The organism is Stenotrophomonas sp. STEN225, from assembly GCF_056756445.1.
Window position 1 is genome coordinate 229713 of sequence record NZ_JBRRBV010000002.1, and the last position, 23061, is coordinate 252773.

Below are 23061 nucleotides of genomic sequence, written 5' to 3' on the forward strand. Positions count from 1 at the left end.
GCAGACACGTTACCCGCAGGTGCGCGAGTGCGGCAAGTCGTCGCCATCACGCGCGAGGTGCCAAGTATCGGCGAAACTGGGGGCGTGAACGCCGATCAACCTCCTGCGCCCCGTCTTCCCACCCTGCGCCCGCGAGGCCCGCAGTGACGTCCGCGTTTCCAGCCAGCTGGTATGCCGCCAGCCTGCCGGAGCCGGCCGCCCTGCCTCCGTTGCAGGGCGACGTGCAGGCCGATGTCGCAGTGCTCGGTGCAGGCTACACGGGCCTGACGGCGGCGCTGGAACTGGCCTCACGCGGCCAGCACGTGGTCCTGCTGGACGCCCAGCGGATCGGCTGGGGCGCGTCCGGTCGCAACGGTGGCCAAGCGCTGGTGGGCTATGGCTGCGAGGTGGACGAACTGGAACGGCAGCTGGGCCGGGACGATGCCCGCCATCTGTTCGACTGGTCACGTGACGCCGTGCAGGCCATGCGCACCCGCATCGACCGCTACGGCATCGACTGCCATTGGCGTGAGGGCCACGCCAGCGTCGCCATCCGTGCCCGCCACGAGCGCGAGCTGCGTGCCCACTGCGAGCACCTGCAACAGCAATACGATTACCCGATGCAGTGGTGGGATCGGCAGACACTGCGTGGGCAGCTGGACAGCCCGCGCTATCGCGCGGCCATGTTCGATCCACTCAGCGCGCACCTGCACCCCCTGGCGTATGCGCGCGGCTTGGCCGACGCAGCGCGCGCGGCCGGGGTGGTCATCCACGAGAACTCTGCGGTCACCCGCGTGCAGCGCGGGCCTCGCCCGGCCCTGCACACCGCGCACGGCAGCGTCAGCGCCGCGCATCTGGTGATCGCCGGCAATGCCTGGTTGCAGGGCCTGCTGCCAGTGCTGGAGCACCGCATCATGCCGGTAGGCACCTATATCGGTGCCAGTGCGTGCCTCGGCCCCGAACGGGCCCGCGCCCTGATCCGTAATGACATGGCAGTAGCAGACACTGCCTGGGCGCTGGACTATTTCCGCCTGAGCCACGACCACCGTCTGCTGTTCGGGGGCCGCGCCAGCTACTCGGCGCTACCGCCGCCCGGGCTGCGCGGAGTGATGCAGCGACGCATGCACGCGGTTTTTCCGCAGCTGGCCGACGTCGCTCTCGATCAGGTCTGGGGCGGCTATGTCGACATCACCCGCAACCGCGCCCCGCATTGGGGACGGCTGGACGGCAATCTGTACTTCGCGCAGGGATTCTCCGGCCACGGCGTGGCGGCAGCCGGCCTTGCGGGTGACGTGATCGCCGCGGCAATCGCCGGCCAGAGCGAGCGCCTCGACGTGTTCCAGCGCCTGAAGCACGCGCCGTTCCCGGGCGGGCGCCTGCTGCGCATGCCGCTGCTGGTGGCTGCGATGTCGTGGTACAGGCTGCGGGATGCGTTGTGGTGACGATATCAGCGCCCTTGACGGGACTCCACGGCAGTGCGACTTGATCCCTTCACACCGATTGTTTGCATAATCTGCACAGGAGCAGGGGGAGCACGTGGATGCAGTGGTGGAAGGAAGGTCTACCGGTGAACATCCGGATCAGTCCCCAGGGACTGGTGCTGATGCTCATCTATGCCGTCGCCTGCGTGGCCACGCGCAAACTTTCGGTAGACCAGTTCTACCTGCCGGCAGGTGTGCGTGTGGCCGCCTTGCTGCTCTGTCCACCGCGCCTGTGGCCTTACCTGTTGCTGGGCGAGTACGCCTACTTCGCCCATCTGCGGATTCCGCTGCTCGAAAAATACGGGTTGGCATGGGTGCTTCTGGCCTCGGCATTTCTCATGCCGGCAGTGATGCTGATCGTACGCATGCACCGGAAGTTGCTTGCGCGCACCACGGTCCTCGGCGTGATCTCGATCGCGGTCTGTGCCGCGACGATCATCAGCCTGCTCAACCTCGGAATCTCGTACCTGCTCTGGGAGCCGCTGCATAACGCGTCGTTTATCACCAACGTAATGCGCTATGCGCTGGGCGACTTCACTGGGATCCTCATCCTGGCGCCACTCGCGCTGCTCTGGATCCGTCGCGCCGAGGAACAATGGACACCCCGGTCCGTTGCGGCCACAGTCGGAGCACTAGTAGCCATGCTGGTCATTGGCCTGCAGGCGACGCCGGTACCCGCCTCGATCACGGCCCCTGGCTCGCTGCAGTTGTTGTTGATCCTGCCTATTCCCGCAATCGCCCTGACCTGCCTGCTGGGATGGCGCGGGGCGGCCGTCGGTGTCGCCGCAGTGAACATGATTCTTGGTCTGAGCACCCCTTCTGACCACCCCGCATCATTCGATCAGGCGACCTTTGCCACCCAGCAGGCCATGGCCATCGCCAGCGTCGCCCTGTTGCTGCTGGGTGCGCGCATCACGCATTTCCAGAGCCAGCATCGGCTGCGTGAGGAAGACGGCAGAAACTCGATGAAACTGGCCCGCAGTACGCACATGGCCAGCGAAATGGATCTGCGAGAGCGAGCGGCGCACCTGCGCAGGCTGGGCGAGGGGATGGACCTGTCGCTCAACGAGATGGTGAACTGGCTGCACGCGCAAGGGCACCACGCTGTCGCCAACAGCCTGAAACACACATCAGAAGTCCATTCGCGCCAATTCCGCGCGCAGGCGAGCATGATCTACCCATCCGCCCTGGAGCGTCTCGGGCTTTACGTCGCTCTTCGTGCAGGTGGCGTGCGGGAGGCATGGGACAATACGCACCGGGTTACGCAGCCCCGGCTGACGGGCGACCCATGTCAGTTGGGAGTGGATCTGCAGCTGGCCGCATACCGGACCGTGGTTGAGGCCGTATCGTTGCTGCTCAGGTATGAGCCCGGTCAGATCTCCGTGCGCATCAGGTGCGGCGTCTTCAGACAGATGCACGGAGTACTGATTTCCGCCGCTCTTGTCGATCCTCACCATGCGCTTTCGCAACAGACTCAGGAACTGGTCCGTTCACAGCTATTGGGCCGGATCGTCGCCTATTCCGGGGTCGTCGATGTTCAGAAAAACAGGATCCGGATCGCCTTGCTGGATGGGCTGGCCACCTATCCGCAGGCCCCTCTGGCAGCACACTGTCCAGATGCGCCGTGGCCGTTCGACCAAGGTCGGCAATCTGCAACCTGACACAGAATTGCCAGTCAAAGCGCGATGGATGTCACTAATTCGCAGCAGTGCTGAACTGGTGTCGGCGGCAAAGAGCCAGGTAACGAAGAAGAGATCCGATTGCGTAGGCGGGAATCTGCCGATACTGTCGCCAGAGGTGTAGACGTCCAGAGTGGATGGAACGCCACCATGGTACGAGCAAGGGAGGCTTGGGATTGAACTGGTGGAAGAACGATGTCGAGCTGAGCTTCCGGATACGCCCCATCGGACTTTTCATCGCTGGGATGTACGCCGTCACGTGCTGGGCCGCTCGTCAGGTCTCGCTCGACCAGTTTTACCTGCCGGCAGGCATACGGGTCGCTGCGCTGCTGCTCTGCCCTCCCCGCCTCTGGCCCTATCTGCTGCTTGGCGAATATGCTTACTTTGCCCAGATGCGATATCCACTCATCGGGAAGTATGGGCTGGCTTGGGTGATCCTGGGCTCCGTGTTCCTCATGCCAGCAGTAGCCTTGGTCGTGCGGGCGCATCGCAGATTCATGACCGCGACAACGGAGGGCTGGCTTCTCTCGATGGCGGTTTCCGCCGCGCTCATCGCCACCGCATTGAAACTGGGCTTGGCCCACCTGCTCTCCGAGAACCCGTCTTCCGTGCCATTTGCGACACGAGCTGTCCGCTTCGTGCTCGGTGATTACATCGCAATACTGACTGTCGCCCCACTCGCACTGCTCTGGATCCGGCGCCGGTCACTGTACGAGTGGAAGTTTTGGAAGCACGCGCCTACCGTAGCCGCATTGACACTACTGATATCACTGGGCGCATTCATGGCCTCGGGTGTCGAGCTCCCAGATGCCACCAAGACATCCCTGCAACTGGTGATGGCTTTGCCGGTTGTTGCCTTGACCTGCATCCATGGCTGGCGAGGAGCAGCTGTGGGTGTTCCGCTGTTGAACATAGTGATTGCAATGACAACACCAGCATCAGGACTGCCTGGTTCGTTCGACCAGCGAACATTCATGATGCAGCAGCTCATTGCCGTTGCAGGGACGGCGCTTCTTCTACTCGGTTCCCGCATCACTCAGCACTATCATCAGCATGCGCGCCATGATCTGGATGGGAGTCAGACGGCCAGACTTTCGAGAACTGCTCATATGGCCAGCGAACTCGATCTGAGGCAGCGGGCGCTTGATCTCAGGAAGATCGCAGACGGCGTCGAGAAATCACTGAACCAGACTGCCGATCTTCTGAAAATGCACGGACACCATGCACCTGCAATGGATCTGCTGCACACCTCGACGACACATTCACGCCAGTTCCGTGAACTCACAAGCCTGGTGTATCCAACCGAAGTCGAGCAGGTCGGGTTGTATGTTGCCCTGCAGGTCAGCGGCATCAGCGAAAACTGGGACCGGACCAGCAGGGTTGCGCTCCCCCGCATGACGGGCGACCCCTGCAGGCTGAGCATTGCACTGCAGCTTGCTGCCTATCGAACCCTTACCGAAACGGTCGCACTGCTGCTCAAACACGAACGGGGGCAGATCCAGATCCAAGCACGCTGCGGCAGCCTGCATGGTCAACAGGGCATCCTGATCAGTGCATCTCTGTTGGACAGAGATCGCCACTTGTCGCTGGAAACCGCAAAACTGATCGTCGAGCGCCTGAGTTCACGTGCACTGGCCTATGGCGGTAAAGTGCAGACACGTCAGAACCGCGTAAGAGTGCTACTGCAGGAAACGGCCACGGGTGCAACCCACGGCAGCACGCATGCAGCGTGGATTGCTCGCGCCGACATCACCTGACTCTCACTCATCCGCCTCGATCAAGGAAAAGATCATGCTTCAGCGACTCGTAGCCGGCAGTTCGATCGCCCACGTTGCGTTGCTACCAGCACCATAGACGACCAGCGAGAACTCGGCTTGCCTGAGTACCACATGCCGCTGGGACTTTTCCGGCAATGCCAGCCGCTGCGACGGCAATGACACGGTAATCGGACTTTTGCCGGCCGGGAGCGTCCAGAACGTGGTGTCAACCTTGCCGATTATCAGCAGGACCTGTCCGGAGAGGTCATTCACCTGATAATAGTTGATTCCCTCACGCTCGAACCCATACACCAGCCAGTTCGGATCTGCACTCAGATTCGTCGCTGCTGGACGGGACTCACCAAGCCCCGCCTGAGCCATATGTGTTCCGTTGTCGTCACTCGGGCAGCATGCCGCCTCGGCGACGGCAGGTGCAGACAACAGAGTCATTGCAGGCATCAAAAAACGCAGACCAGAGAAATTCACACTCACCCCCGTGTTCGGTTGGACAACGCCAGGCAAACTCACTTCGCCACCCCATGACTGGATGGGCTCTCGGCCTCGCTTGCGGGCTGCCTCAGCCGGACGGAGTCAACCTCAGGCCGCCGGCAGGGTGGCGCAGCCAGCATAACCATCATCCAGCACCAGCGCCACGAGCAGAACTTCCGCCACTCCGCTCGTCGGGCCCCGACACTGAACGTGTCGGCCGGCGTTCACGCGATGACAACGCATGCGCTACCACCACTAAAGTTACGGCCGAAACCGCCGCTACCCGTGCCAAGACTTCCCTGACGTGAGCCTCCGCATCATGCCCGTCCTGCCGCAGGCCGCCGTCGATGGCGACCTCGCCGATCCGCTTCCGCAGCGGATCCTGCTGGTCGAAAACTCCCGTGCCTTCACCGGCATGCTGCGCGAGGCGATCGAACAGCGCCTGGAGCTGCCCGTCGTGGTCGCTTCCACCCTGGCCGAGGCCGACCGCCTGCTCAATGAGAGCGGCGGCTGGTTCCTGGTCCTGACCGGCCTGGTTCTGGCCGATGGCGACAGGGACGCGGTGGTCGAATTCTTCCTGAAACGCGATCTGCCCACCGTGGTGGTCAGTGGCGTGTATGACGAGGATCTGCGCAAGCGCGTGCTGCAGCAGCAGATCATCGACTACGTCCTGAAGAACACGCCCGGCAGCATCGACTATCTGGTGTGGCTGGTGCAGCGCCTGGAACGCAACCGTCGCATCGCCGCGCTGGTGGTGGACGATTCGCCCTCGGCACGCGGCTATGCGGCCGCGCTGCTGCGCATGTACGGCCACGAAGTGTACGAGGCTGCCGATGGCAATGAAGGCCTGGCGGCGATCGAGTCCCATCCTGCGATCCGGCTGGCGGTGGTCGACCAGGAGATGCCCGGCATGCAGGGCGTGGAATTCACCCGCCGCCTGCGCACCCTGCGCTCGCGCGACAAGGTGGCGGTGATCGGCATTTCCGGCAATACCGACGCATCACTGATTCCGCGCTTCCTGAAGAACGGCGCCAACGACTTCCTGCGCAAGCCCTTCTCGCGCGAGGAATTCTTCTGCCGCGTGTCGCAGAACGTGGACCAGCTGGAGCTGATCGGCACCCTGCAGGATCTGGCCACCCGGGACTTCCTGACCGGCCTGCCCAACCGCCGCTGCTTCCTGGAACAGAGCCAGCGCCAGCTGCCCCAGCTGCAGACCCATGGCCAGAGCGTGGCGGTGGCGATGATCGACATCGATCACTTCAAGCACATCAACGATACGCACGGCCATGAGGCCGGCGATGACGCCCTGCGTGCCGTGGCCGGGGCGGTGGCCGTGCATGCGCGCAGCCAGGACTTGATCGCGCGCTTCGGCGGCGAGGAGTTCTGCCTGCTGGTGCCGGACATGGAGCAGGACGAGGCAATGCTCTACTTCGAGGAACTCCGCCAGCGCATCGCGGCGCTGGAAGTGGATATCGGCACCGCCACACTGCGCATGACCGTCAGCATCGGCCTGTGCTGCCTCCGCCCGCAGCGCGATGCGCTGCATCGCCTGATTTCCGAGGCCGACCGTCAGCTGTACCTGGCCAAGGCCGGTGGCCGCAACCGGGTCAGCTGCACCACCATGGGCAGCCCGCTGCGTCCGCGCGAGCCCGCCCTGCCCTGATCGATCCGCTTTGATCCAGATCAACGCTGCCTGCCGGCAGCAGCCCTACAGTCGGCCCCGACATCACGCATGAAGGGGAGCCGGGGATGGCATTACTGGTCTGGCAGGACGATCTGAACATCGGCATCGATGTGATCGACCAACAACACCGCCGCATCATCGAGATGCTCAATCACCTGCATGTGGCCCAGGCCAGCATGCAGCGTGCTGCTGTCGGCGAAGTGATCGACGAGGTGGTTGATTACACCATGTCGCACTTCGCGTTCGAAGAAGAGCTGATGGAGGAAGCCGGATATCCGTTCTGCGCTGCCCACAAGCGCGTGCATGAGGTCTTCATCAAGCGCGTGGCCGAGTACCGGCTGCGGTTCCAGGCCGGCGAGGACATCAGCGACGAGCTGCGCACGATGCTCTCGCGCTGGCTGTTCAACCACATCCGCGGCGACGACCAGGCCTACGCCGAACAGGTCAAGTCACATCTGAACCAGTTCACCCGTGAACACCAGGGCGGGGGCTGGCTGGGCCGCACGCTCAAGCGGATCTTCGGCTGATCAGCGCACGCGACGCTGCAGTGCCACCAGCGCGGCCAACGTCGCAACCGCGGTCAGGCACAGGTAGTAGCCGACCGCGACCAGGCCGAAGCGCTCGGCCAGCCAGGTCGCCAGGTACGGAGCGGGCGCCGCACCGAGAATGCCGGCCAGATTGAACGACAGCGATGCGCCGGTATAGCGCACTTCGACCGGATAGATCTCGGCCAGGAATGTGCCGCAGGGGCCATAGGTCAGGCCCATCAGGAACAGACCCAGGCACAGGAAGCCCAGCACCAGCCACGGGCTGCCGGGCTGGAACAACGGCGCAAACAGCAGGCCGAAGCCCAGGATCAGCAGGCTGGCCACGATCATCGTCCGGCGGGTGCCCCAACGGTCGCCGTAGCGCGCCGACAGCGGGATGCCCAGCGCGAAGAACAGCATGGCGGCCATCTGCATCAGCAGGAACTGCTCGCGGCTGTAACCGAGTACCGCCGTGCCATGGCCCAGGCTGAATACCGTCATCAGATAGAACAGCACGAAGGTGGCGAATGCGCCCAGCGTACCCAGCAGCATCGGCACGGGATGGTCGCGCAGCACCGTCCACATCGGCAGCCGCACCGGCGCTCTGCGTTCCAGTGCCTTCTGGAAGTCCGGCGTCTCATGGATGTTCAGGCGCACCCACAGGCCCAGCCCGACCAGCAATGCGCTGGCCACGAACGGAATACGCCAGCCCCACTGCAGGAAGTCGTCCTGCCCCATGCTTCGGCCCAGCACCAGGAAGATGCCTGCCGACAGCAGGAAACCGAGCGGCGCGCCCAGCTGCGGGAACATGCCGTACCACGCGCGCTTGCCCGGTGGTGCGTTCTCGGTTGCCAGCAGCACCGCCCCGCCCCACTCGCCGCCCAGCCCCAGCCCCTGGCCGAACCGGCACAGCGCCAGCAGCGCCGGAGCCCACAGCCCGATCTGCGCATGGGTCGGCAGCAGGCCGATTGCGACAGTCGACAGTCCCATGGTGAGCAATGCCGCGACCAGGGTGGCCTTGCGGCCGATGCGGTCGCCGAAGTGGCCGAATACCGCCGAACCCACCGGCCGCGCGATGAACGCCACGGCGAACGTGGCCAGGGATTGCAGCAGCGCGGCCTGGTCACTGCTTTCCGGAAAGAACAGATGCGGGAACACCAGCACCGCGGCGGTGGCGTAGATGTAGAAGTCGAAGAACTCGATGGTCGTGCCGATCAGGCTGGCCAGCAGTACACGGCGAGGGGAATTCACGGGTGACGCGGCAGCGGTGATCGTCGACATCGGCAAGGCAGGCAATCCGGATCGTCCGATTCTGCCACGCATGACCCGGCAGGCGTGACGATGGTTTCAGCCGACACGGATGCAGCCACACGCGATGCGATGTGTTCAGGGCGGTGGTGCCGCCACTCCCTTCGGGGCGCGACCCGCTGCTACAGCTGGATCCAGGTGGCCTTGATCTCGCTGTACTTGTCGAAGGCATGCAGTGATTTGTCGCGCCCATTGCCGGACTGCTTGTAGCCCCCGAAGGGGGCGGTCATGTCACCGCCGTCCCAGCCGTTGACCCAGACGCTGCCCGCGCGCAGCTGCCGCGCAACGCGGTGTGCCCGGCCCAGGTCCCGCGTCCACACGCCCGCCGCCAGGCCGTAGCGGCTGTCATTGGCCAGGCGCACCGCTTCGGCCTCGTCGTCGAAACCCAGCACCGCCAGCACCGGACCGAACACCTCCTCGCGCGCCAGGGCCTGTTCCGGCCGGACCTGGTCGAACACGGTCGGCTGCACGTAGCAGCCGCCTGCTTCCACCTCGGCGCGGCGTCCCCCCAGCAGCAGGCGCGCTCCGTCAGCTTCGGCCATGGCGATGTCCGCCAGTACCTTGTCCACATGCGCGGCATCGACGAGGGCACCCATCGGTGCGTCGGCCTCCAACGGGTGACGCGGCTGCATGCGCTGGCCATGGGCGATCACCCGATGCACGAACTCCTCGCGGATCGAACGCTGCGCCAGCAGCCGCGAGCCGGCGGTGCAGACTTCTCCCTGGTTGAAGAAGATGCCCTGCGCCACCCCCTTGGCCGCCCGCTCCAGGTCGGGCGCATCGGCAAACACGATATGCGGGCTCTTGCCGCCGCACTCCAGCCAGACCCGCTTCAGATTGGAGCGCCCGGCATGCTCGAGCAGCTTGGCGCCGGTGGCGGTGGAGCCGGTGAAGGCCAGCACGTCGACATCCCTGTGCAGCGCCAGCGGCTCGCCCACGCGGGCACCATCGCCCGGCAGAACGTTGAGCACGCCATCAGGCAGACCGGCCTCGCTGGCCAGCGCTGCCAGCCGCAACGCCGTCAGCGGCGAGCGCTCGGAAGGCTTGAGGATCACCGAATTGCCCATGGCCAGCGCCGGCGCGATCTTCCAGCAGGCCATCAGCAACGGGAAGTTCCACGGCACGATGGCGCCGACCACACCCGCAGGCTCACGCGTGACCAGGCCCAGCTCCCGGGGGCCGGTCGGTGCGATCTCTCCGTACAGCTTGTCCACCGCCTCTGCGGTCCAGGCCAGGCAACGCACCACGCCCGGCAGGTCGATGCGCCGCGCATCGCGCACCGGCTTGCCCATGTCCAGCGTTTCCAGCAGGGCCAGTTCGTCGGCATGCGCTTCCACCAGCGCCGCCAATGCCAACAGCACGCGCTTGCGTTGCGCAGGGCTCACCTGCGACCAGTGGCCGGCCTCGAAGGCGCGCCGTGCCACCTGCACGGCACGCTCCACGTCCTGCGCGTCGCAGTCGGCGACGGTGCCAAGCACGCGGCCGTCGATCGGGCTGACGCAGTCGAAGCGGGCACCGCTGGCGGCATCCACGTAGCGGCCCGCGATGAAGGCCTGGCCGGGAATGGAGAGCTGGCCGGCCAGCGCCTGCCAGTGGCTGCGGTCGGGGAAATCGGCCATGACAGGATTCTGCAGTGCGTGTCGTTCCGGTTATACCGGTGCCGCCGCGACCTCGCCGTGACAGGCCATGCCCCGGGTGCACGGCGGGCATGGCCCGGGCGATGACGGCTGCGCTACAGTCCCTGCATCGGACCCGACGGAACCGGCATGAAGAACCCCGCGAGCGACGTGCACGAGCTGGCCATCCAGCGCCCCGACTCCCTGGAGGCGTACTGGATGCCCTTCACCGCCAACCGCCAGTTCAAGGGCGCGCCGCGCATGCTGGTACGGGCCGAAGGCATGCATTACGAAGACGTGGACGGGCGCCAGGTTCTCGATGGCACCGCCGGCCTGTGGTGCTGCAATGCCGGCCACGCCCGCCCGCGCATCGTCGAGGCGATTGTCGAACAGGCACGCACCCTGGATTACTCACCCGCCTTCCAGATGGGTTCGCCACCGGCATTCGCGCTGGCGCAGCGCCTGGCCGCGCTGGCTCCGGCCGGGCTCAACCACGTGTTCTTCACCAATTCGGGCTCCGAGGCGGTGGATACCGCGATGAAGATCGTGCTGGCCTATCACCGCCAGCGCGGCGAAGGCCAGCGTACCCGTTTCATCAGCCGCGAGAAGGCTTATCACGGTGTGGGCTTCGGCGGCATGGCGCTCGGCGGCCTGCCCAACAACCGCCGCCAGTTCGGCCTGCAGCTGGCGGGCGTGGACTATCTGCGGCACACCCTGGATCTGCAGCGCAACGCGTTCAGCAAGGGCCTGCCGCGCCAGGGCGCGGAACTGGCCGACGATCTGGAGCGGCTGATCGGCCTGCACGACGCGTCCACCATTGCGGCCGTGTTCGTCGAGCCCATCGCCGGTTCTGCGGGGGTGATCCTGCCTGCGCCCGGCTATCTGCAGCGGCTGCGGGAAATCTGCGACCAGCACGGCATCCTGCTGGTGTTCGACGAGGTCATCACAGGTTTCGGCCGGGTCGGCATGCCGTTCGCCGCGCAGCGTTTCGGCGTCACGCCGGACCTGCTGACCTTTGCCAAGGGAGTCAGCAACGGCGCGGTTCCGCTGGGTGGCGTGCTGGCCAGCGATGCGGTGCACGCCGGCCTGATGCAGGGCCCGGCACAGGCCATCGAGTTGTTCCATGGCTATACCTATTCGGGGCACCCGCTGGCCTGCGCGGCAGCCCTGGCCACACTCGACGTCTATGCAGAGGAGCGCCTGTTCGAGCGCGCCATCGAGCTGGGCGAGTACTGGCAGGAGCGGCTGCACGCCCTGCAGGGGCTCCCCAACGTGATCGACATCCGCAACTTCGGACTGGTCGGTGCGGTCGAGCTGGCCCCGCGCAAGGATGCTCCGGGCAGCCGTGGTCACGAGGTCTACCGGCGCTGTTTCCACGACGGCGGACTGCTGGTGCGCTGTACGGGCGACATCATCGCGCTGTCGCCGCCACTGATCGTGGACAAGCCCCAGATCGACCAGATCACCAGCACTCTGGGCGAGATGATCCGGGCCACCGCGTAAGCCCGGGCCGGCGACAGCAAGCAGGTACAATGGTCGGTTCCGTTCCTGCCCGTTGCCGTGCCCATGGACATCGTCGTCAAAGAAGAACTCAAGGCCTACATCGACCCGCTCACGCCCGACGAACATGAGGCGCTGGAGCGCAGCATCCTCGCCGAGGGCTGCCGCGATGCACTGGTACTGTGGGGCGATGTCCTGGTGGATGGCCATAACCGCTACGGCATCTGCCAGAAGCATGGCCTGCCGTTCAACACGGTGCAGAACAGCCGCTTCCAGAGCATGGAGGACGTGCACCTGTGGATGATCGAACAGCACCTGGGCCGCCGCAGCGTGTCCGATTTCCAGCGCGGCGTGCTGGCCCTGCGCAAGCGCGACATCCTGTCGGCACGCAAGCAGATCGAGCAGGCCCAGCTGCAACGCGAAAGCGATGGCACCGCCGCATCGGCCGACGATGCCGGTGAAGACAGCCCACCGTGGGAACCCGCGCCGAAACTCAGCCGTGCGGAACTGGCCCGCGAAGCGAAGCTGAGCACCAGCCAGGTCGGGATGATCGAACGCATTCACGCGCAGGCCGCCGCCGAAGTCGTGGAAGCGGTCAAGGCCGGCGTGATCTCGATCAGCGCGGCCGCGGCCGTGGCCGACCTGCCCGAGGAAGAGCAGCGCGCGGCAGCCGCAGGCGGCAAGGACGAACTGAAGCAGGCCGCCAAGCGCGTACGCGAGTCCAAGCGCAAGCCGCGCGCGGCGAAGCCAGAACCGGCGGAAATGGCGTTCGAGGAGCCCAGCGAGGACGAGATCGCCCTGCGCGATGCGGAAGTGCTGTCCGCGTTGGAGCAGTTGGGTGAGGATGCGCCGGCGCTGCGCCGACGCGTCGTCGCGCTCACTCGCGAGAACGATGCCCTGCGCACGCAGCTGGCGGCATTGCGCAGGCAGCTGGAAGCGCTGTAACGAATGGGTAGCGCTGGGCGATGCCCGGCGAGCGCAGCGGGCTCCGAAAAGCCGCCGGGCATGGCCCGGCGCTACCGATGCGCCGGCATCATCCGGTGGCGGTTAGACTGCCGCCATGACGTCCGCAATCGATCCGCGCCGCGCCCAGCTGCGACGCCTGAAAGCCATCGCCCTGGGCCTGCTTGTGTTGATGTTGGCCGGTTTTGCGGTCAGCCACTGGCAGGGCGAGCGCGGCGCCTGGGCCTGGGTATCCGCCTTCTGCGAGGCGGCAGCGGTGGGCGCGCTGGCAGACTGGTTCGCGGTGGTCGCCCTGTTCCGCAGGCCGATGGGCCTGCCGATTCCCCATACCGCCATCATTCCGCGCAGCAAGGAGCGCATCGGCGACAGCCTGGCGCTGTTCGTGCGCGATCAGTTCCTGGAACCACAGGTGCTGCTGGCCAAGCTGAAGGTGTTCGATCCGGCTGGCCGTCTCGGCAGTTGGCTGGCCGAACCGGCACGCGCACGCATGCTGGCCGACATGGCACGCGGCTGGGCGTTGCAGGCACTGGACTTCTTCGATGAACGCGCGGTGCGCCGGCAGCTGCACGCGTTCGTGGTGCAGCAGTTGCGACAGTGGAACGCGGCATCCACCGCCGGCGAGCTGCTTGCCCTGCTGACCGCCGACGGGCGCCACCAGCGTGTGCTGGACGAGGGCCTGCAGAGACTGGGACGCTGGCTGGAGCAGCCGGAAGTGAAGGAGCGCGCGTCGCAGCTGATCGTGCGCTACATCCAGCGCGAATGGCCGACGCTCTCAAGCACGGTGAACTGGGTGAAACCCATCGACGAGATCGGTGACAGCCTGGCCGAGCGGCTGGCACGCGCCGTGCTGGAGGAGCTGCAGCAGGTACTGGCCGAGCCGCAGCATCCGCTGCGGCAGGATTACGAGGCGTGGCTGGGCAACTACGTCCAGCGCCTGCGCGAAGACCCGGCGCTGGCCGAGCGCATCGAACAGCTCAAGCAGGAGATGATCGACCATCCTGCCCTGCAGGAGTACGTGCAGGGGCTCTGGGCACGCATCCACGCCAGTCTGCGCGCCGACCTGCAGCGCGAGGATTCGGCGCTGGTCGGCCACCTGCAGCGCAGCCTCGCCTCGCTGGGGATCACCCTGCAGTCCGACCCGGCACTGCGCGATGCACTGAACCAGCATCTGCTGGAAGGCGCACAGCGCCTGACCGGGCGACTGCGCGAGGGGGTCACCACGCACATCGCACAGACGGTCAGGGGCTGGGACGAGCGCCATCTGGTCGAGCAGCTGGAACTGAGCGTCGGCCGCGACCTGCAATTCATCCGCTTCAACGGCACGCTGGTTGGCGGCCTGATCGGCCTGCTGCTGCACGCGGCAACGGTGGTGTTCCGCTTCTGAGCGGCGGGTCCGCTGACCTGCTGCGTGGGCACGGAACGACTCCTCTTTCGTCACGCAGCCTTGATTAACAGAATGCGAATGCCTATCATTTACTGATCGGTGGTGCGCTTGGCCGCACGGGCAAGGAAGACCTGTCCGGTGCCCATGTACAGCCCTGACCTCCGGCTGCCCGTCTGCGCGGGCAGCGCTGCATTGATGGGACACGCTGGGCGACGTGCGCGGGGCGCAAGGGGGCCGCAGGCGCGTTCGATCCCCTCCCCGACCGACAGGACCGCCGTGGACCGCTCGCCCGCAACCGCCAGCTCCCGTGTTTTCTTCCGCAACCCGCGCTGGGGCATCCTGTCGCGCTCGCTGGCCGCGATCTTCGGTGGCTATGCGCTGGCCTCCATGACCGGCGTGTTCTGTGCCGTCGTCCTGCCGGGCGCGCGGGGCCAGACCGTGCTGACCGGCATGCTGCTGGCCATCCTGGTTGCCGCCTGTGCCGCGCTGTGGGCATTCGCCACCCGCAGTGCCCTGCGTGCGTGGATCGGCATCCTCGCCCCTGCCCTGCTGATGGCCGGCATCGCGCGGCTGATGGGAGCCTGGGCATGAAGAACGGATTCCGCCAGTCGATGGCCTGGCTGCACACCTGGACCGGCCTGCTGGTCGGCTGGCTGCTGCTGCTGATCTTCATGGCCGGTACCGCAAGCTACTACCGTGAAGAGATCAGCCGCTGGATGCGCCCGGAACTGCCGGCCAGCACCGTCAGCATCGATGTGGCCGCGCAACGCAGCGTGGACTACCTGCAGGCCCATGCGGGGCAGGCCCAGACCTGGTTCGTGACCCTGCCACAGCCGCGCAACCCGGCCATGCAGCTGTTCTGGCGCCTGCCACCCGAGCTGGCCGATCCAAGCCGTGGCCGCCGCGGTGCCTTCGGCGATGCCACGCTCGACCCGAACACCGGCGACGAACTGAACGCCCGCCAGACGCGCGGCGGAGATTTCTTCTACCGCCTGCATTTCGACCTGCACTACATCCCCGTGCTGTGGGCCCGTTACCTGGTCGGCTTCTGCGCCATGTTCATGCTGGTGGCCATCATCACCGGGGTGATCACCCACAAGAAGATCTTCAAGGACTTCTTCACTTTCCGCAAAGACAAGGGCCTGCGCTCCTGGCTGGATTTCCACAATGTCAGCGCGGTGATGGCGCTGCCCTACCACGCGATGATCACCTACACGGGCATCGTCACCCTGATGATCATGTACCTGCCCTGGGGCGTGAAAGTGGCCTACCCGCAGGATGAGGACAAATTCTTCAGCGAAGCCTTCGGTGGCCTGCCTGAAGTAACCGCGCCGGCCGAAGGCCGCGCCGCGCCGCTGCCTATCGCCCGCCTGCTGGACGATGCGCGCGCCCACTGGCATGGCGCCGAAGTGGCCGGCTTCACCGTGTCCAATCCGGGCGCGCGCAACGCGGTGATCGACATCCGCCAGCGTGACGGAAAGCGTCTTTCCATCGACACGCCTTCGCTGCGTTACGACATGGTGGACGGCAGGCTGCTGGAACAGACCCCGGCCTCCGGTGGTGCCACCGCCACCCGTGGCGTGCTGTATGGCCTGCACCTGGCGCGCTTCGCCGACTGGGGGCTGCGTGCGTTGTTCTTCCTGTCCGGCCTGGTCGGCTGCCTGATGGTGGCCAGTGGCGTGGTGCTGTGGGCAGTGAAGGAACGACCGAAGCATGCCAAGAGCGGGCGCACCGGCTTCGGCCTGCGCCTGGTCGATGCGTTGAACATCGGTACCGTGGCCGGCCTGCCGATCGCCTTTGCCGCCTACTTCTGGGGCAATCGGCTGCTGCCGCTGGATCTGGCCGATCGCTCCAATGCCGAAGCCAACGTGTTCTTCTATGCGTGGGGCGGCGCCCTGCTGGCCGCGTTCGTCTGGCCGAAACGGGTGATGTGGACGTGGCAGCTGTACCTGGGCGCAGCCGCATTCGCGCTGGTTCCGGTGGTCAACGCGCTGACCACCCACGCCCATCTGGGCATTACCCTGCGCAGCGGCGACTGGGTGCTGGCGGGCTTCGACCTGTCGATGATCGCCTTCGGTGCGATGCTGGCGCTGTGCGGCTGGCGCATGCAGCGCTGGACGCCACCGCTGTCTGCGGCCGAGAAGAAAAAGCGTGCCGCGGCAACCGTTGCGCCCAGGGCACCGACCGAAGCCACCGAAGTGGAGGCCAGCGCATGATGCTGCTGGCGCTGGCGCTTTCCTTCTCTGCGTTCACCGCGTTGTCGCTGGCGATGGAAAGGCACCAGCACGATCTGCACGGCAAAGCCGCCGTTCCGGCACGGCGCGCCCAGTGGCGGGTTCTGGGCTGGTTGCTGCTGGCGGTCACCTTCGCCCTGTGCGTTGCCGACCATGGCTGGGCCATGGGCCCGGTGCAGTGGCTGGGCGTGATGACGGTGGGCGGCGTGACGCTGTCGTTCGGGCTGTATCCCTACCGCCCGCGGTGGATCGTGCCGCTGGCGATCACCCTGCCGTTGCTGGGCCTGGTGGTGGCGCTGGCATAGCCGGTAGCGCCGGGCCATGCCCGGCGAACCTTCAACCCAAACGCTTCAACTCCCACGCACGGTGGATGCGTGCGTTGCGCTCGAAGTCCGGACCGATGGTACGCGCAGTGATCTCACGGCACTGGGCGAACTCGGCGATCGCGTTCTCTTCCAGCTTGAAACGGCGGAAGTTGTTGGAGAAGTACAGAACGCCTGCCGGTGCCAGCCGTGCCACCGCTGCACGCAGCAGCCGCAGCTGCTCGCGCTGCACATCGAAATCATCGGCGCGGGCGGAGTTGGAGAACGTCGGCGGATCGCAGAAGATCACATCGTACTGGCCACGGTCGGCTTCCAGCCAGGCCATCGCATCGGCCTGCACCAGAAGATGCTGGTTTCCGCCTTGACCATTCAGGGCCAGGTTGTCGTAGCACCATTGCAGGTAGGTAGCGGACAGGTCGACACTGGTGGTGCTGGCCGCGCCGGCCACGGCTGCCTGCACGCTGGCCACGCCGGTGTAGCAGAACAGGTTGAGGAAGCGCTTGCCACGCACCTGCTCGGCCATCATCCGGCGCAGCGGACGATGGTCCAGGAACAGGCCGGTATCGAGATAGTCGAACAGGTTCACCTGCAGCAGCGCATGATTCTCGCGCACCACCACGAACTCGTCGCGCTGCTCGAAACGGCCGTACTTGCTGCCGCCCTTGCCACGCTCGCGTGACTTCATCGATACCTGTTCGGGCGGCACGCCGAATACCTCACGCGCGGCGGCCAGCAGTTCGTTGCGGCGGCGGCGCACGTCGTTCTCGGGAATCGCCGCCGGTGCAGCGTATTCCTGCACGTGCAGGAAGGTACGGCGCTGTCCACCGTCCTCTTCGTAGACATCGATGGCCGCCGCGTATTCCGGCAGGTCCGCATCGTAGGCGCGGAAGCAGGTGATGTCCTCGCGCGCGCGCCAGCTCTTGAACTTCTTCAGGTTCTTGCGCAGGCGGTTGGCCACCATCTGCGCACCTTCGCTCAGCTCCCGCGGCAGTGCCGGATCACGCCCCGGCACCGCGATCGGGTCGCAGACGATCAGCGCGCATTCCAGCGCGCCATTGAACATCTGGTACTTCTTGGCCGCACGAAGACCCGTGGCGAAGGCCAGCTCGTCGTTGCCGCACAGCAGGCTGGCGCGCCACTGCGGCACCGCCTTCTGCAGCGCGTTGCCCAAGGCGCGGTACAGCGCCGGATCGGCGGCCAGGCGCTCGTCGTAGGGCGGGTTGCAGACCACCGCACCGATCTCCTGCTCCGGCGAGGTGAGCTCGGATACGTCGGCGCGGGTGAAGCGGATGGCGTGGGCCACGCCCGCCACTTCGGCATTCTCGCGTGCCGCTTCGATCGCCGTCGGATCGATGTCGCTGCCGTGGATCACCGGCTTCAGCGCGGCCAGGCCGGTGGCCTCGCGCTCGCGCGCTTCGCTCTGGATCGCCTTCCAGGCCACCTTGTCGAAGCCCAGCCAGCGGCTCGGCGGCAGGCTGCCGTGGCGCATCAGGCCCGGCGCGACGTCGGCCGCCATCAGCGCGCCTTCGATCAACAACGTGCCGCTGCCGCACATCGGGTCGAGCAGGCCACCACCGGCGGCATGCAGACGTGGCCACTGCGCCCGCAGCAGCAACGCGGCCGCCAGGTTCTCCTTCAGCGGTGCTTCGTGCGCGGCCCCCCGCCAGCCACGGCGGTGCAGCGGGCCGCCGCCGAGGTCGATCGACAGCGAGGCACGGCCCTTGCGCAGCGACAGGTTGACGCGCACATCCGGCAGATCGGTGTTGACCGACGGCCGCTCCAGGCCCTCATCGCGCATGCGGTCGACGATGGCGTCCTTGATCCGCTGCGCGGCAAAGCGGGCGTGGGTGATCTTGTCGCCGGACACATGCGCATCCACCGCCAGGGTCATCTCCGGCTTGATGTGCTCATGCCACGGCAGCGCACGCACGCCGTCATACAGCGCCTGCTCGTCGGGGCATTCGAACTCGTCGATCGGCCACAGTACGCGGCTGGCCAGACGTGACCACATCACGATCCGCAGCGCCTGCTCCAGCTCGCCCTCGGCATTGACGCCGGCAATGGTGGCAGTGGCCTTGTCCAGGCCCAGGGCCGACAGTTCATCGGCAAGCAGGTATTCCAGGCCCTTGGCGCAGGAGACGAAGAATTTCACGGGATCGGTTCGCAGGTGGTCGGGCGCGGCAGGGGAGCCGCGCCAGTCGGAAAGGAGGGCCGTGGGCACGGCCGGCAGGCCCGCGCCGGGGGCGGCGGGGCTGCCATTGTAGTCAATGCGGGCCGGCGCGCCGTGCGCCCCGGCTTCACAGTTGGCGCAGCAGGCGCTCGAAGGCGTGTGCGGATGCCTCCACGTGCCGCTCCAGGCGGTGGCCATCGTCCACCAGCAGCAGCTGCGCCGAGCGCGCCTGCGCCCAGGCGATCACTCCGGCGGCAGGCACGACATCATCGTGCCAGGCCTGGACCACGGTGGTGGGGACCGCTGCGGCGTCCAGCGCCGGCATGGGCCCCATGGTGGTCGGCGGGACCATCAGGAACAGGCCCGCCACCGGCACCTGCAACGAGGCGATCGCAGAGATGTAGGCGCCCAGGCTGGAACCCGCCAGTACCAGCGGTCCTTGTGCCGCCGCATGTGCAGCGCGTTCCAGCAGGCGCTGCAGACGCCCCGGCACGTCACCGACGCGGCTCACCCCGCTCATTGCGTCCAGATCGGTGTAGTCCGGCCGCTCATGGGTCCAGCCCAGGCGCTGGGCGACCTCGGCCAGTGCCGTGACCTTGGTGGCCTCCGGCCCGCTCTCGAAGCCATGGGAGAGGATGCAGTGACCGCGGCTCATGCGCACGCTCCGCAGGCGCGCACCGACAACGAAAGAGAATGCAGGTTCATTGCGCAATGCTAGCATCGCCGCATGCCCAACCCGCTCCTGCCCGGCCTGCTGCTGCAGCCCCTGCCCTATCACGACCTTCTGCCGCTGCGCGCGCCGGACACGCTGGAGATGGTGGTGATCCACTGCACCGAGCTGCCCGACCTGGCCACGGCCCGTGCCTATGGCGAGCGGGTGCTGTACGACAGCGGCGCCGGCAACAGCGGCCATTTCTACATCGACCGCGACGGCAGCGTCGTGCAGTACGTGGCACCTGAGCGCGTGGCCCACCACGTCCGCGGCATGAACGCACGGACGCTGGGCATCGAGCTGGTCAACAGCGGGCGCTACCCCGACTGGTTCGACAGCCGTCACCAGGCGATGGACGAGCCGTACACCGAGCCGCAGCTGCAGGCCCTGGAACAGCTGCTGCTGGCCTTGGTGGCGCGCTACCCGTCACTGCAGCGGATCGCCGGCCACGACCAGCTGGACCGGGAACAGGTGCAGGCCAGTGACGATCCGACGTTGAGCGTGGCCCGCAAGCGCGATCCGGGGCCGTTGTTTCCGTGGGCTCGGGTGCTGGCGAAGGTGCCCCTGCAATCGATCGGGTAACCGGCAGGACTGCCGCCTGAAGGGGGCAGATCCGTTCTGCGCGGGAAAACGGATCTGACCCCGGTTCTGTCTCAGGTACCGCTGGCGACCGGTCGGCTGTTGTCGCTCACCCAGCCGCTCCAGGAATCGGCATAGATGCGCGCCCCGGACAGGCCCGCCGCTTCCATCGCCAGCAGCAGATGGCACGCCGTCACGCCGGAACCGCACATCAGTACGACCTGCTGCGGATCGCGATTGCCGATGATGCCCTGCAGCTCGGCACGCAGCTCCTGCGTATCGCGCATGCGGCCATCGAGCACATTGGATGCGAACGGGCGGTTGACCGCGCCGGGCACGTGGCCGGCCACCGGATCCAGCGGTTCGACTTCGCCGCGGAAGCGCTCTCCCGCGCGGGCGTCCAGCAACCAGCCCGGCGCATGCTTGAGCCGGGCGGTGATCTCGTCGGCGTTGGCGATCTGCGTGGTGTCAAAGCGCCCCGGATAGGCCGGCTGGGCCGGAACCTCGCCCGCACCGGTCGCCAGCGGCAGCCCCGCTGCCTGCCAGGCCGCAATGCCTCCATCGAGCACCGCCACCCGCGCGTGGCCCATCAGGCGCAGCAGCCACCACAGGCGCGCGGCGGCCATGCTGCCATCGCTGCCGTCGTAGACCACCACCTGGGTCTCCGGGGCGATACCCCAGCGACCCAGCCGTGCGGCGAACGCGTCGCTGTCCGGCAGCGGGTGGCGACCGTGGCCGGCACGGGTGAGGTCGGACAGATCCCGGTTGAGATCGGCGTACACCGCACCGGGGACATGACCGGCCAGGTACTGGCCCTCGCCCGCCTGCGGATCGCCCAGCGACGCGCGCGCATCGACCACACGCACGGCGGTGCTCGCCGTTGCACGGGCGTCGACCACGCGCACGTCCTCGCCCAGTGCAGCGGCGAGGGTGGCGACATCGACCAGGGTGGTCCACGGCGGATCGATCGGCTTCATTGCACTTGCTCCAGGCGGCGACGCAGGTTGTAGAGAATGGCGGCCGTCGCCCCCCAGATCCGCTGGCCAGGCCAGCCGTACTCGAGCACGTGACGGATGCGGCCGCGATGGTTGATTTCGACCTGGCGCAGGTTGTCGGCCGCCATCAGGTAATCCAGTGGCACCTCGAACACCTCGGCCACTTCGCTGGGCTGCGGCACGGGCACGAAATCCGGATCGACCACCGCCACCACCGGGGTGACACGGTAACCGGTGATGGTCACGAACGGATCGAGGTAGCCCAGCGGCTGCACCTGCGCAGGCGCCAGCGCGATTTCTTCCTGGCTTTCGCGCAGCGCTGCGGCCAGCGCATCGCGATCATCCGGCTCGGTACGGCCGCCGGGAAAGCCGACCTGGCCGCCGTGCTGTCGCAGGGTTTCAGTGCGGCGGGTCAGGATCACCTGCGCGCCGTTGGCACGCGGCACGATGCCGGCCAACACCGCCGCTTCCACCGGCGGACCCGGCGGCAGCAGGTCGATCAGTTCACTGCGGTTCCAACCGTCACCGGCGGGCGGGGTGGCCAGCGGATGCAATGCGCGCAACAGGCGATCATGGTCGGCCAGCGAGCCGTGCAGCGATTGCTGCAGCTGCTCGCGCAGCGGCAGCACACGATGCAGGATGTGGCTGCGTTCGCTGTCGCTCATCGACGACCACCGTGTGATCTCGTCGATGTGCCGCCGGCAACCGCGGCACAGCCGGTTGCCATCCAGCTTGCACGTTCCGATGCAGGGGCTTGCGACAACACGCGCCGGGTCTTCCATAGTTTGCACGTTGCAACAGTAGCGCGATTGCGCTGAATTTGCGCGGGCTGAAGATGCGGCATGCGGTCCTTCGCCGCGCGCCTTCGCCGAGCATGGCCCGATGCTGCCGGCCGCGCGCGGCGCAAACAAAAACGCGCCGGTGGGATCACCGGCGCGTTGATGTTGATGCGGAGGCTTACTTGACGCTGACCAGCTTGATCTCGAACTGCACGGCCACGTTCGGCGGGAACGGGGTGCGCGGGTCGGCACCGTACGCCTGGTCCGGCGGCAGGGTGACTTCCCACTTCGAACCCGCCGGCATCTGCAGCAGGGTCTCACGCATGGCCTTCATTTCGACTTCGCTGACCTTGATCGACGGAATCTGCTGGGCCGGGCGGGCCTCGGTCGGGCGCTGGCCGTACGGGAACGGACCGGCAACTTCCAGCTGCACGGTGCTGGCCTGGGTCGGCTTGGCACCCTTGCCGGCTTCGATCACGCGGTACTGGACGCCGCTCGGCAGGGACTGCACGCCGGCCTTGGCCTTGTTCGCCGCGATGAACTGATCGCTCTTGGTCTTGTTTTCGGCAGCGGCCTTTTCGTACTCGGCCTTGGCGGCCTGGGCACGACCCTGCTCGCGCTTCTGGAACGCTTCAACGGCCGGCTTCAGCTGCTCGGCGGTGATCGCCGGCTGCTTCTTGGCGTAGGCGTCCTGCAGACCCTTCACCACCGAGTTGATGTCCAGCTGCTCACCACGACCGGTCAGCTCCGCCAGGTTGTTGCCGTAGTCGTAACCGAAGTAGTAGCTCAGCTTGCCCTTTTCGGACGAGACGTCCTGGGCGAAGGCATTGCCCGTCAGGGCCAGGGCCGCGACGGCGACCGCGATAGAACGCAACTTCATCAAACAGTTCTCCAGGGGTGGT

20 protein-coding genes are annotated in these 23061 nt (G+C 66.6%); 12 read left to right on the forward strand and 8 right to left on the reverse strand.

What is annotated here, in order from left to right:
* The first annotated feature begins 143 nt into the window (after positions 1–143).
* The 3 genes from ACVOJ1_RS03495 to ACVOJ1_RS03505 all read left to right on the forward strand — a co-directional run bounded on the left by ACVOJ1_RS03495 (position 144) and on the right by ACVOJ1_RS03505 (position 4896).
* Positions 144–1421, forward strand: a complete 1278-nt coding sequence (locus ACVOJ1_RS03495; RefSeq protein WP_111185689.1) for an NAD(P)/FAD-dependent oxidoreductase — start codon at positions 144–146, stop codon at positions 1419–1421.
* Between the two features lie 98 nt (positions 1422–1519).
* Entirely contained in the window at positions 1520–3121 is a 1602-nt protein-coding gene (locus tag ACVOJ1_RS03500; protein ID WP_164152733.1) for an MASE1 domain-containing protein, read from the forward strand.
* A 194-nt stretch (positions 3122–3315) separates the two neighbouring features.
* A complete protein-coding gene (locus tag ACVOJ1_RS03505) occupies positions 3316–4896 on the forward strand; it encodes an MASE1 domain-containing protein (RefSeq protein ID WP_065176206.1) in 1581 nt (526 codons plus the stop codon).
* A 39-nt stretch (positions 4897–4935) separates the two neighbouring features.
* Here ACVOJ1_RS03505 and ACVOJ1_RS03510 read toward each other — a convergent pair whose 3' ends face one another.
* Entirely contained in the window at positions 4936–5346 is a 411-nt protein-coding gene (locus ACVOJ1_RS03510; protein ID WP_227255205.1) for a hypothetical protein, read from the reverse strand.
* A 358-nt stretch (positions 5347–5704) separates the two neighbouring features.
* On the opposite strand from ACVOJ1_RS03510, the gene ACVOJ1_RS03515 reads away from it, so the two are divergent.
* Together ACVOJ1_RS03515 and ACVOJ1_RS03520 are read left to right on the forward strand one after the other, a co-directional pair.
* A complete protein-coding gene (locus ACVOJ1_RS03515; protein WP_111185685.1) occupies positions 5705–7048 on the forward strand; it encodes a diguanylate cyclase in 1344 nt (447 codons plus the stop codon).
* A gap of 86 nt (positions 7049–7134) precedes the next feature.
* Positions 7135–7596, forward strand: a complete 462-nt coding sequence (locus ACVOJ1_RS03520; protein WP_053516564.1) for a bacteriohemerythrin — start codon at positions 7135–7137, stop codon at positions 7594–7596.
* On the opposite strand, the gene ACVOJ1_RS03525 is transcribed toward ACVOJ1_RS03520, so the two are convergent.
* Both ACVOJ1_RS03525 and ACVOJ1_RS03530 read right to left on the reverse strand, forming a co-directional pair.
* Entirely contained in the window at positions 7597–8877 is a 1281-nt protein-coding gene (locus ACVOJ1_RS03525; RefSeq protein ID WP_053516563.1) for an MFS transporter, read from the reverse strand.
* Between the two features lie 149 nt (positions 8878–9026).
* A complete protein-coding gene (locus ACVOJ1_RS03530; RefSeq protein ID WP_346480025.1) occupies positions 9027–10523 on the reverse strand; it encodes an aldehyde dehydrogenase in 1497 nt (498 codons plus the stop codon).
* A gap of 147 nt (positions 10524–10670) precedes the next feature.
* Between ACVOJ1_RS03530 and aptA the strand changes: the two genes are divergently transcribed.
* The 6 genes from aptA (at position 10671) to ACVOJ1_RS03560 (ending at position 16906) form a co-directional block, all read left to right on the forward strand.
* Complete coding sequence (gene aptA / locus ACVOJ1_RS03535; protein WP_111185729.1) at positions 10671–12023, forward strand: omega-aminotransferase AptA; 1353 nt, start codon at positions 10671–10673, stop codon at positions 12021–12023.
* Between the two features lie 63 nt (positions 12024–12086).
* Positions 12087–12965, forward strand: coding sequence for a ParB N-terminal domain-containing protein (locus tag ACVOJ1_RS03540; RefSeq protein ID WP_111185731.1), 879 nt, complete (start codon positions 12087–12089; stop codon positions 12963–12965).
* A gap of 115 nt (positions 12966–13080) precedes the next feature.
* Positions 13081–14367, forward strand: coding sequence for a DUF445 domain-containing protein (locus ACVOJ1_RS03545; protein ID WP_065174730.1), 1287 nt, complete (start codon positions 13081–13083; stop codon positions 14365–14367).
* Positions 14368–14643: 276 nt separating this feature from the next.
* Positions 14644–14958 (forward strand): DUF3649 domain-containing protein, encoded by a 315-nt coding sequence (locus tag ACVOJ1_RS03550; protein ID WP_053518219.1) that lies wholly within the window; start codon positions 14644–14646, stop codon positions 14956–14958.
* Positions 14955–16583, forward strand: coding sequence for a PepSY-associated TM helix domain-containing protein (locus ACVOJ1_RS03555; protein WP_128987830.1), 1629 nt, complete (start codon positions 14955–14957; stop codon positions 16581–16583). The genes ACVOJ1_RS03550 and ACVOJ1_RS03555 overlap by 4 nt, the downstream gene beginning before the upstream one ends.
* Complete coding sequence (locus ACVOJ1_RS03560) at positions 16580–16906, forward strand: DUF3325 domain-containing protein (protein WP_053518217.1); 327 nt, start codon at positions 16580–16582, stop codon at positions 16904–16906. Before ACVOJ1_RS03555 ends, ACVOJ1_RS03560 begins: the two co-directional genes overlap by 4 nt.
* Positions 16907–16937: 31 nt before the next feature.
* Here the strand turns inward: ACVOJ1_RS03560 and rlmKL are convergent, their stop codons facing one another.
* Together rlmKL and ACVOJ1_RS03570 are read right to left on the reverse strand one after the other, a co-directional pair.
* The gene (gene rlmKL, locus ACVOJ1_RS03565; RefSeq protein WP_263177877.1) at positions 16938–19076 is read right to left on the reverse strand and encodes a bifunctional 23S rRNA (guanine(2069)-N(7))-methyltransferase RlmK/23S rRNA (guanine(2445)-N(2))-methyltransferase RlmL; all 2139 of its coding nucleotides are present in this window, start codon (positions 19074–19076) and stop codon (positions 16938–16940) included.
* 145 nt (positions 19077–19221) lie between these two features.
* Positions 19222–19749, reverse strand: coding sequence for a hypothetical protein (locus tag ACVOJ1_RS03570; RefSeq protein WP_197571505.1), 528 nt, complete (start codon positions 19747–19749; stop codon positions 19222–19224).
* A gap of 72 nt (positions 19750–19821) precedes the next feature.
* On the opposite strand from ACVOJ1_RS03570, the gene ACVOJ1_RS03575 reads away from it, so the two are divergent.
* Positions 19822–20388, forward strand: coding sequence for an N-acetylmuramoyl-L-alanine amidase (locus ACVOJ1_RS03575; protein WP_065174726.1), 567 nt, complete (start codon positions 19822–19824; stop codon positions 20386–20388).
* Positions 20389–20459: 71 nt separating this feature from the next.
* Here ACVOJ1_RS03575 and ACVOJ1_RS03580 read toward each other — a convergent pair whose 3' ends face one another.
* The 3 genes from ACVOJ1_RS03580 to ACVOJ1_RS03590 all read right to left on the reverse strand — a co-directional run bounded on the left by ACVOJ1_RS03580 (position 20460) and on the right by ACVOJ1_RS03590 (position 23039).
* Entirely contained in the window at positions 20460–21362 is a 903-nt protein-coding gene (locus ACVOJ1_RS03580; protein WP_065181205.1) for a sulfurtransferase, read from the reverse strand.
* Positions 21359–22162 (reverse strand): CoA pyrophosphatase, encoded by an 804-nt coding sequence (locus tag ACVOJ1_RS03585; RefSeq protein WP_111185739.1) that lies wholly within the window; start codon positions 22160–22162, stop codon positions 21359–21361. Before ACVOJ1_RS03585 ends, ACVOJ1_RS03580 begins: the two co-directional genes overlap by 4 nt.
* A gap of 175 nt (positions 22163–22337) precedes the next feature.
* Positions 22338–23039: an FKBP-type peptidyl-prolyl cis-trans isomerase N-terminal domain-containing protein gene (locus ACVOJ1_RS03590; protein WP_005408797.1), complete on the reverse strand. Its 702-nt coding sequence runs from the start codon at positions 23037–23039 to the stop codon at positions 22338–22340.
* Positions 23040–23061 lie beyond the last annotated feature (22 nt).

Coding starts and splice junctions, on each gene's coding strand:
- ACVOJ1_RS03500 (WP_164152733.1), top strand. CDS start 1,520: ATGCAGTGGTGGAAGGAAGGTCTACCGGTGAACATCCGGATCAGTCCC.
- ACVOJ1_RS03510 (WP_227255205.1), bottom strand. CDS start 5,346: ATGACTCTGTTGTCTGCACCTGCCGTCGCCGAGGCGGCATGCTGCCCG.
- ACVOJ1_RS03515 (WP_111185685.1), top strand. CDS start 5,705: ATGCCCGTCCTGCCGCAGGCCGCCGTCGATGGCGACCTCGCCGATCCG.
- ACVOJ1_RS03520 (WP_053516564.1), top strand. CDS start 7,135: ATGGCATTACTGGTCTGGCAGGACGATCTGAACATCGGCATCGATGTG.
- ACVOJ1_RS03525 (WP_053516563.1), bottom strand. CDS start 8,877: ATGTCGACGATCACCGCTGCCGCGTCACCCGTGAATTCCCCTCGCCGT.
- ACVOJ1_RS03530 (WP_346480025.1), bottom strand. CDS start 10,523: ATGGCCGATTTCCCCGACCGCAGCCACTGGCAGGCGCTGGCCGGCCAG.
- aptA (WP_111185729.1), top strand. CDS start 10,671: ATGAAGAACCCCGCGAGCGACGTGCACGAGCTGGCCATCCAGCGCCCC.
- ACVOJ1_RS03540 (WP_111185731.1), top strand. CDS start 12,087: ATGGACATCGTCGTCAAAGAAGAACTCAAGGCCTACATCGACCCGCTC.
- ACVOJ1_RS03545 (WP_065174730.1), top strand. CDS start 13,081: ATGACGTCCGCAATCGATCCGCGCCGCGCCCAGCTGCGACGCCTGAAA.
- ACVOJ1_RS03555 (WP_128987830.1), top strand. CDS start 14,955: ATGAAGAACGGATTCCGCCAGTCGATGGCCTGGCTGCACACCTGGACC.
- ACVOJ1_RS03560 (WP_053518217.1), top strand. CDS start 16,580: ATGATGCTGCTGGCGCTGGCGCTTTCCTTCTCTGCGTTCACCGCGTTG.
- ACVOJ1_RS03570 (WP_197571505.1), bottom strand. CDS start 19,749: ATGAGCCGCGGTCACTGCATCCTCTCCCATGGCTTCGAGAGCGGGCCG.
- ACVOJ1_RS03575 (WP_065174726.1), top strand. CDS start 19,822: ATGCCCAACCCGCTCCTGCCCGGCCTGCTGCTGCAGCCCCTGCCCTAT.
- ACVOJ1_RS03580 (WP_065181205.1), bottom strand. CDS start 21,362: ATGAAGCCGATCGATCCGCCGTGGACCACCCTGGTCGATGTCGCCACC.
- ACVOJ1_RS03585 (WP_111185739.1), bottom strand. CDS start 22,162: ATGGAAGACCCGGCGCGTGTTGTCGCAAGCCCCTGCATCGGAACGTGC.
- ACVOJ1_RS03590 (WP_005408797.1), bottom strand. CDS start 23,039: ATGAAGTTGCGTTCTATCGCGGTCGCCGTCGCGGCCCTGGCCCTGACG.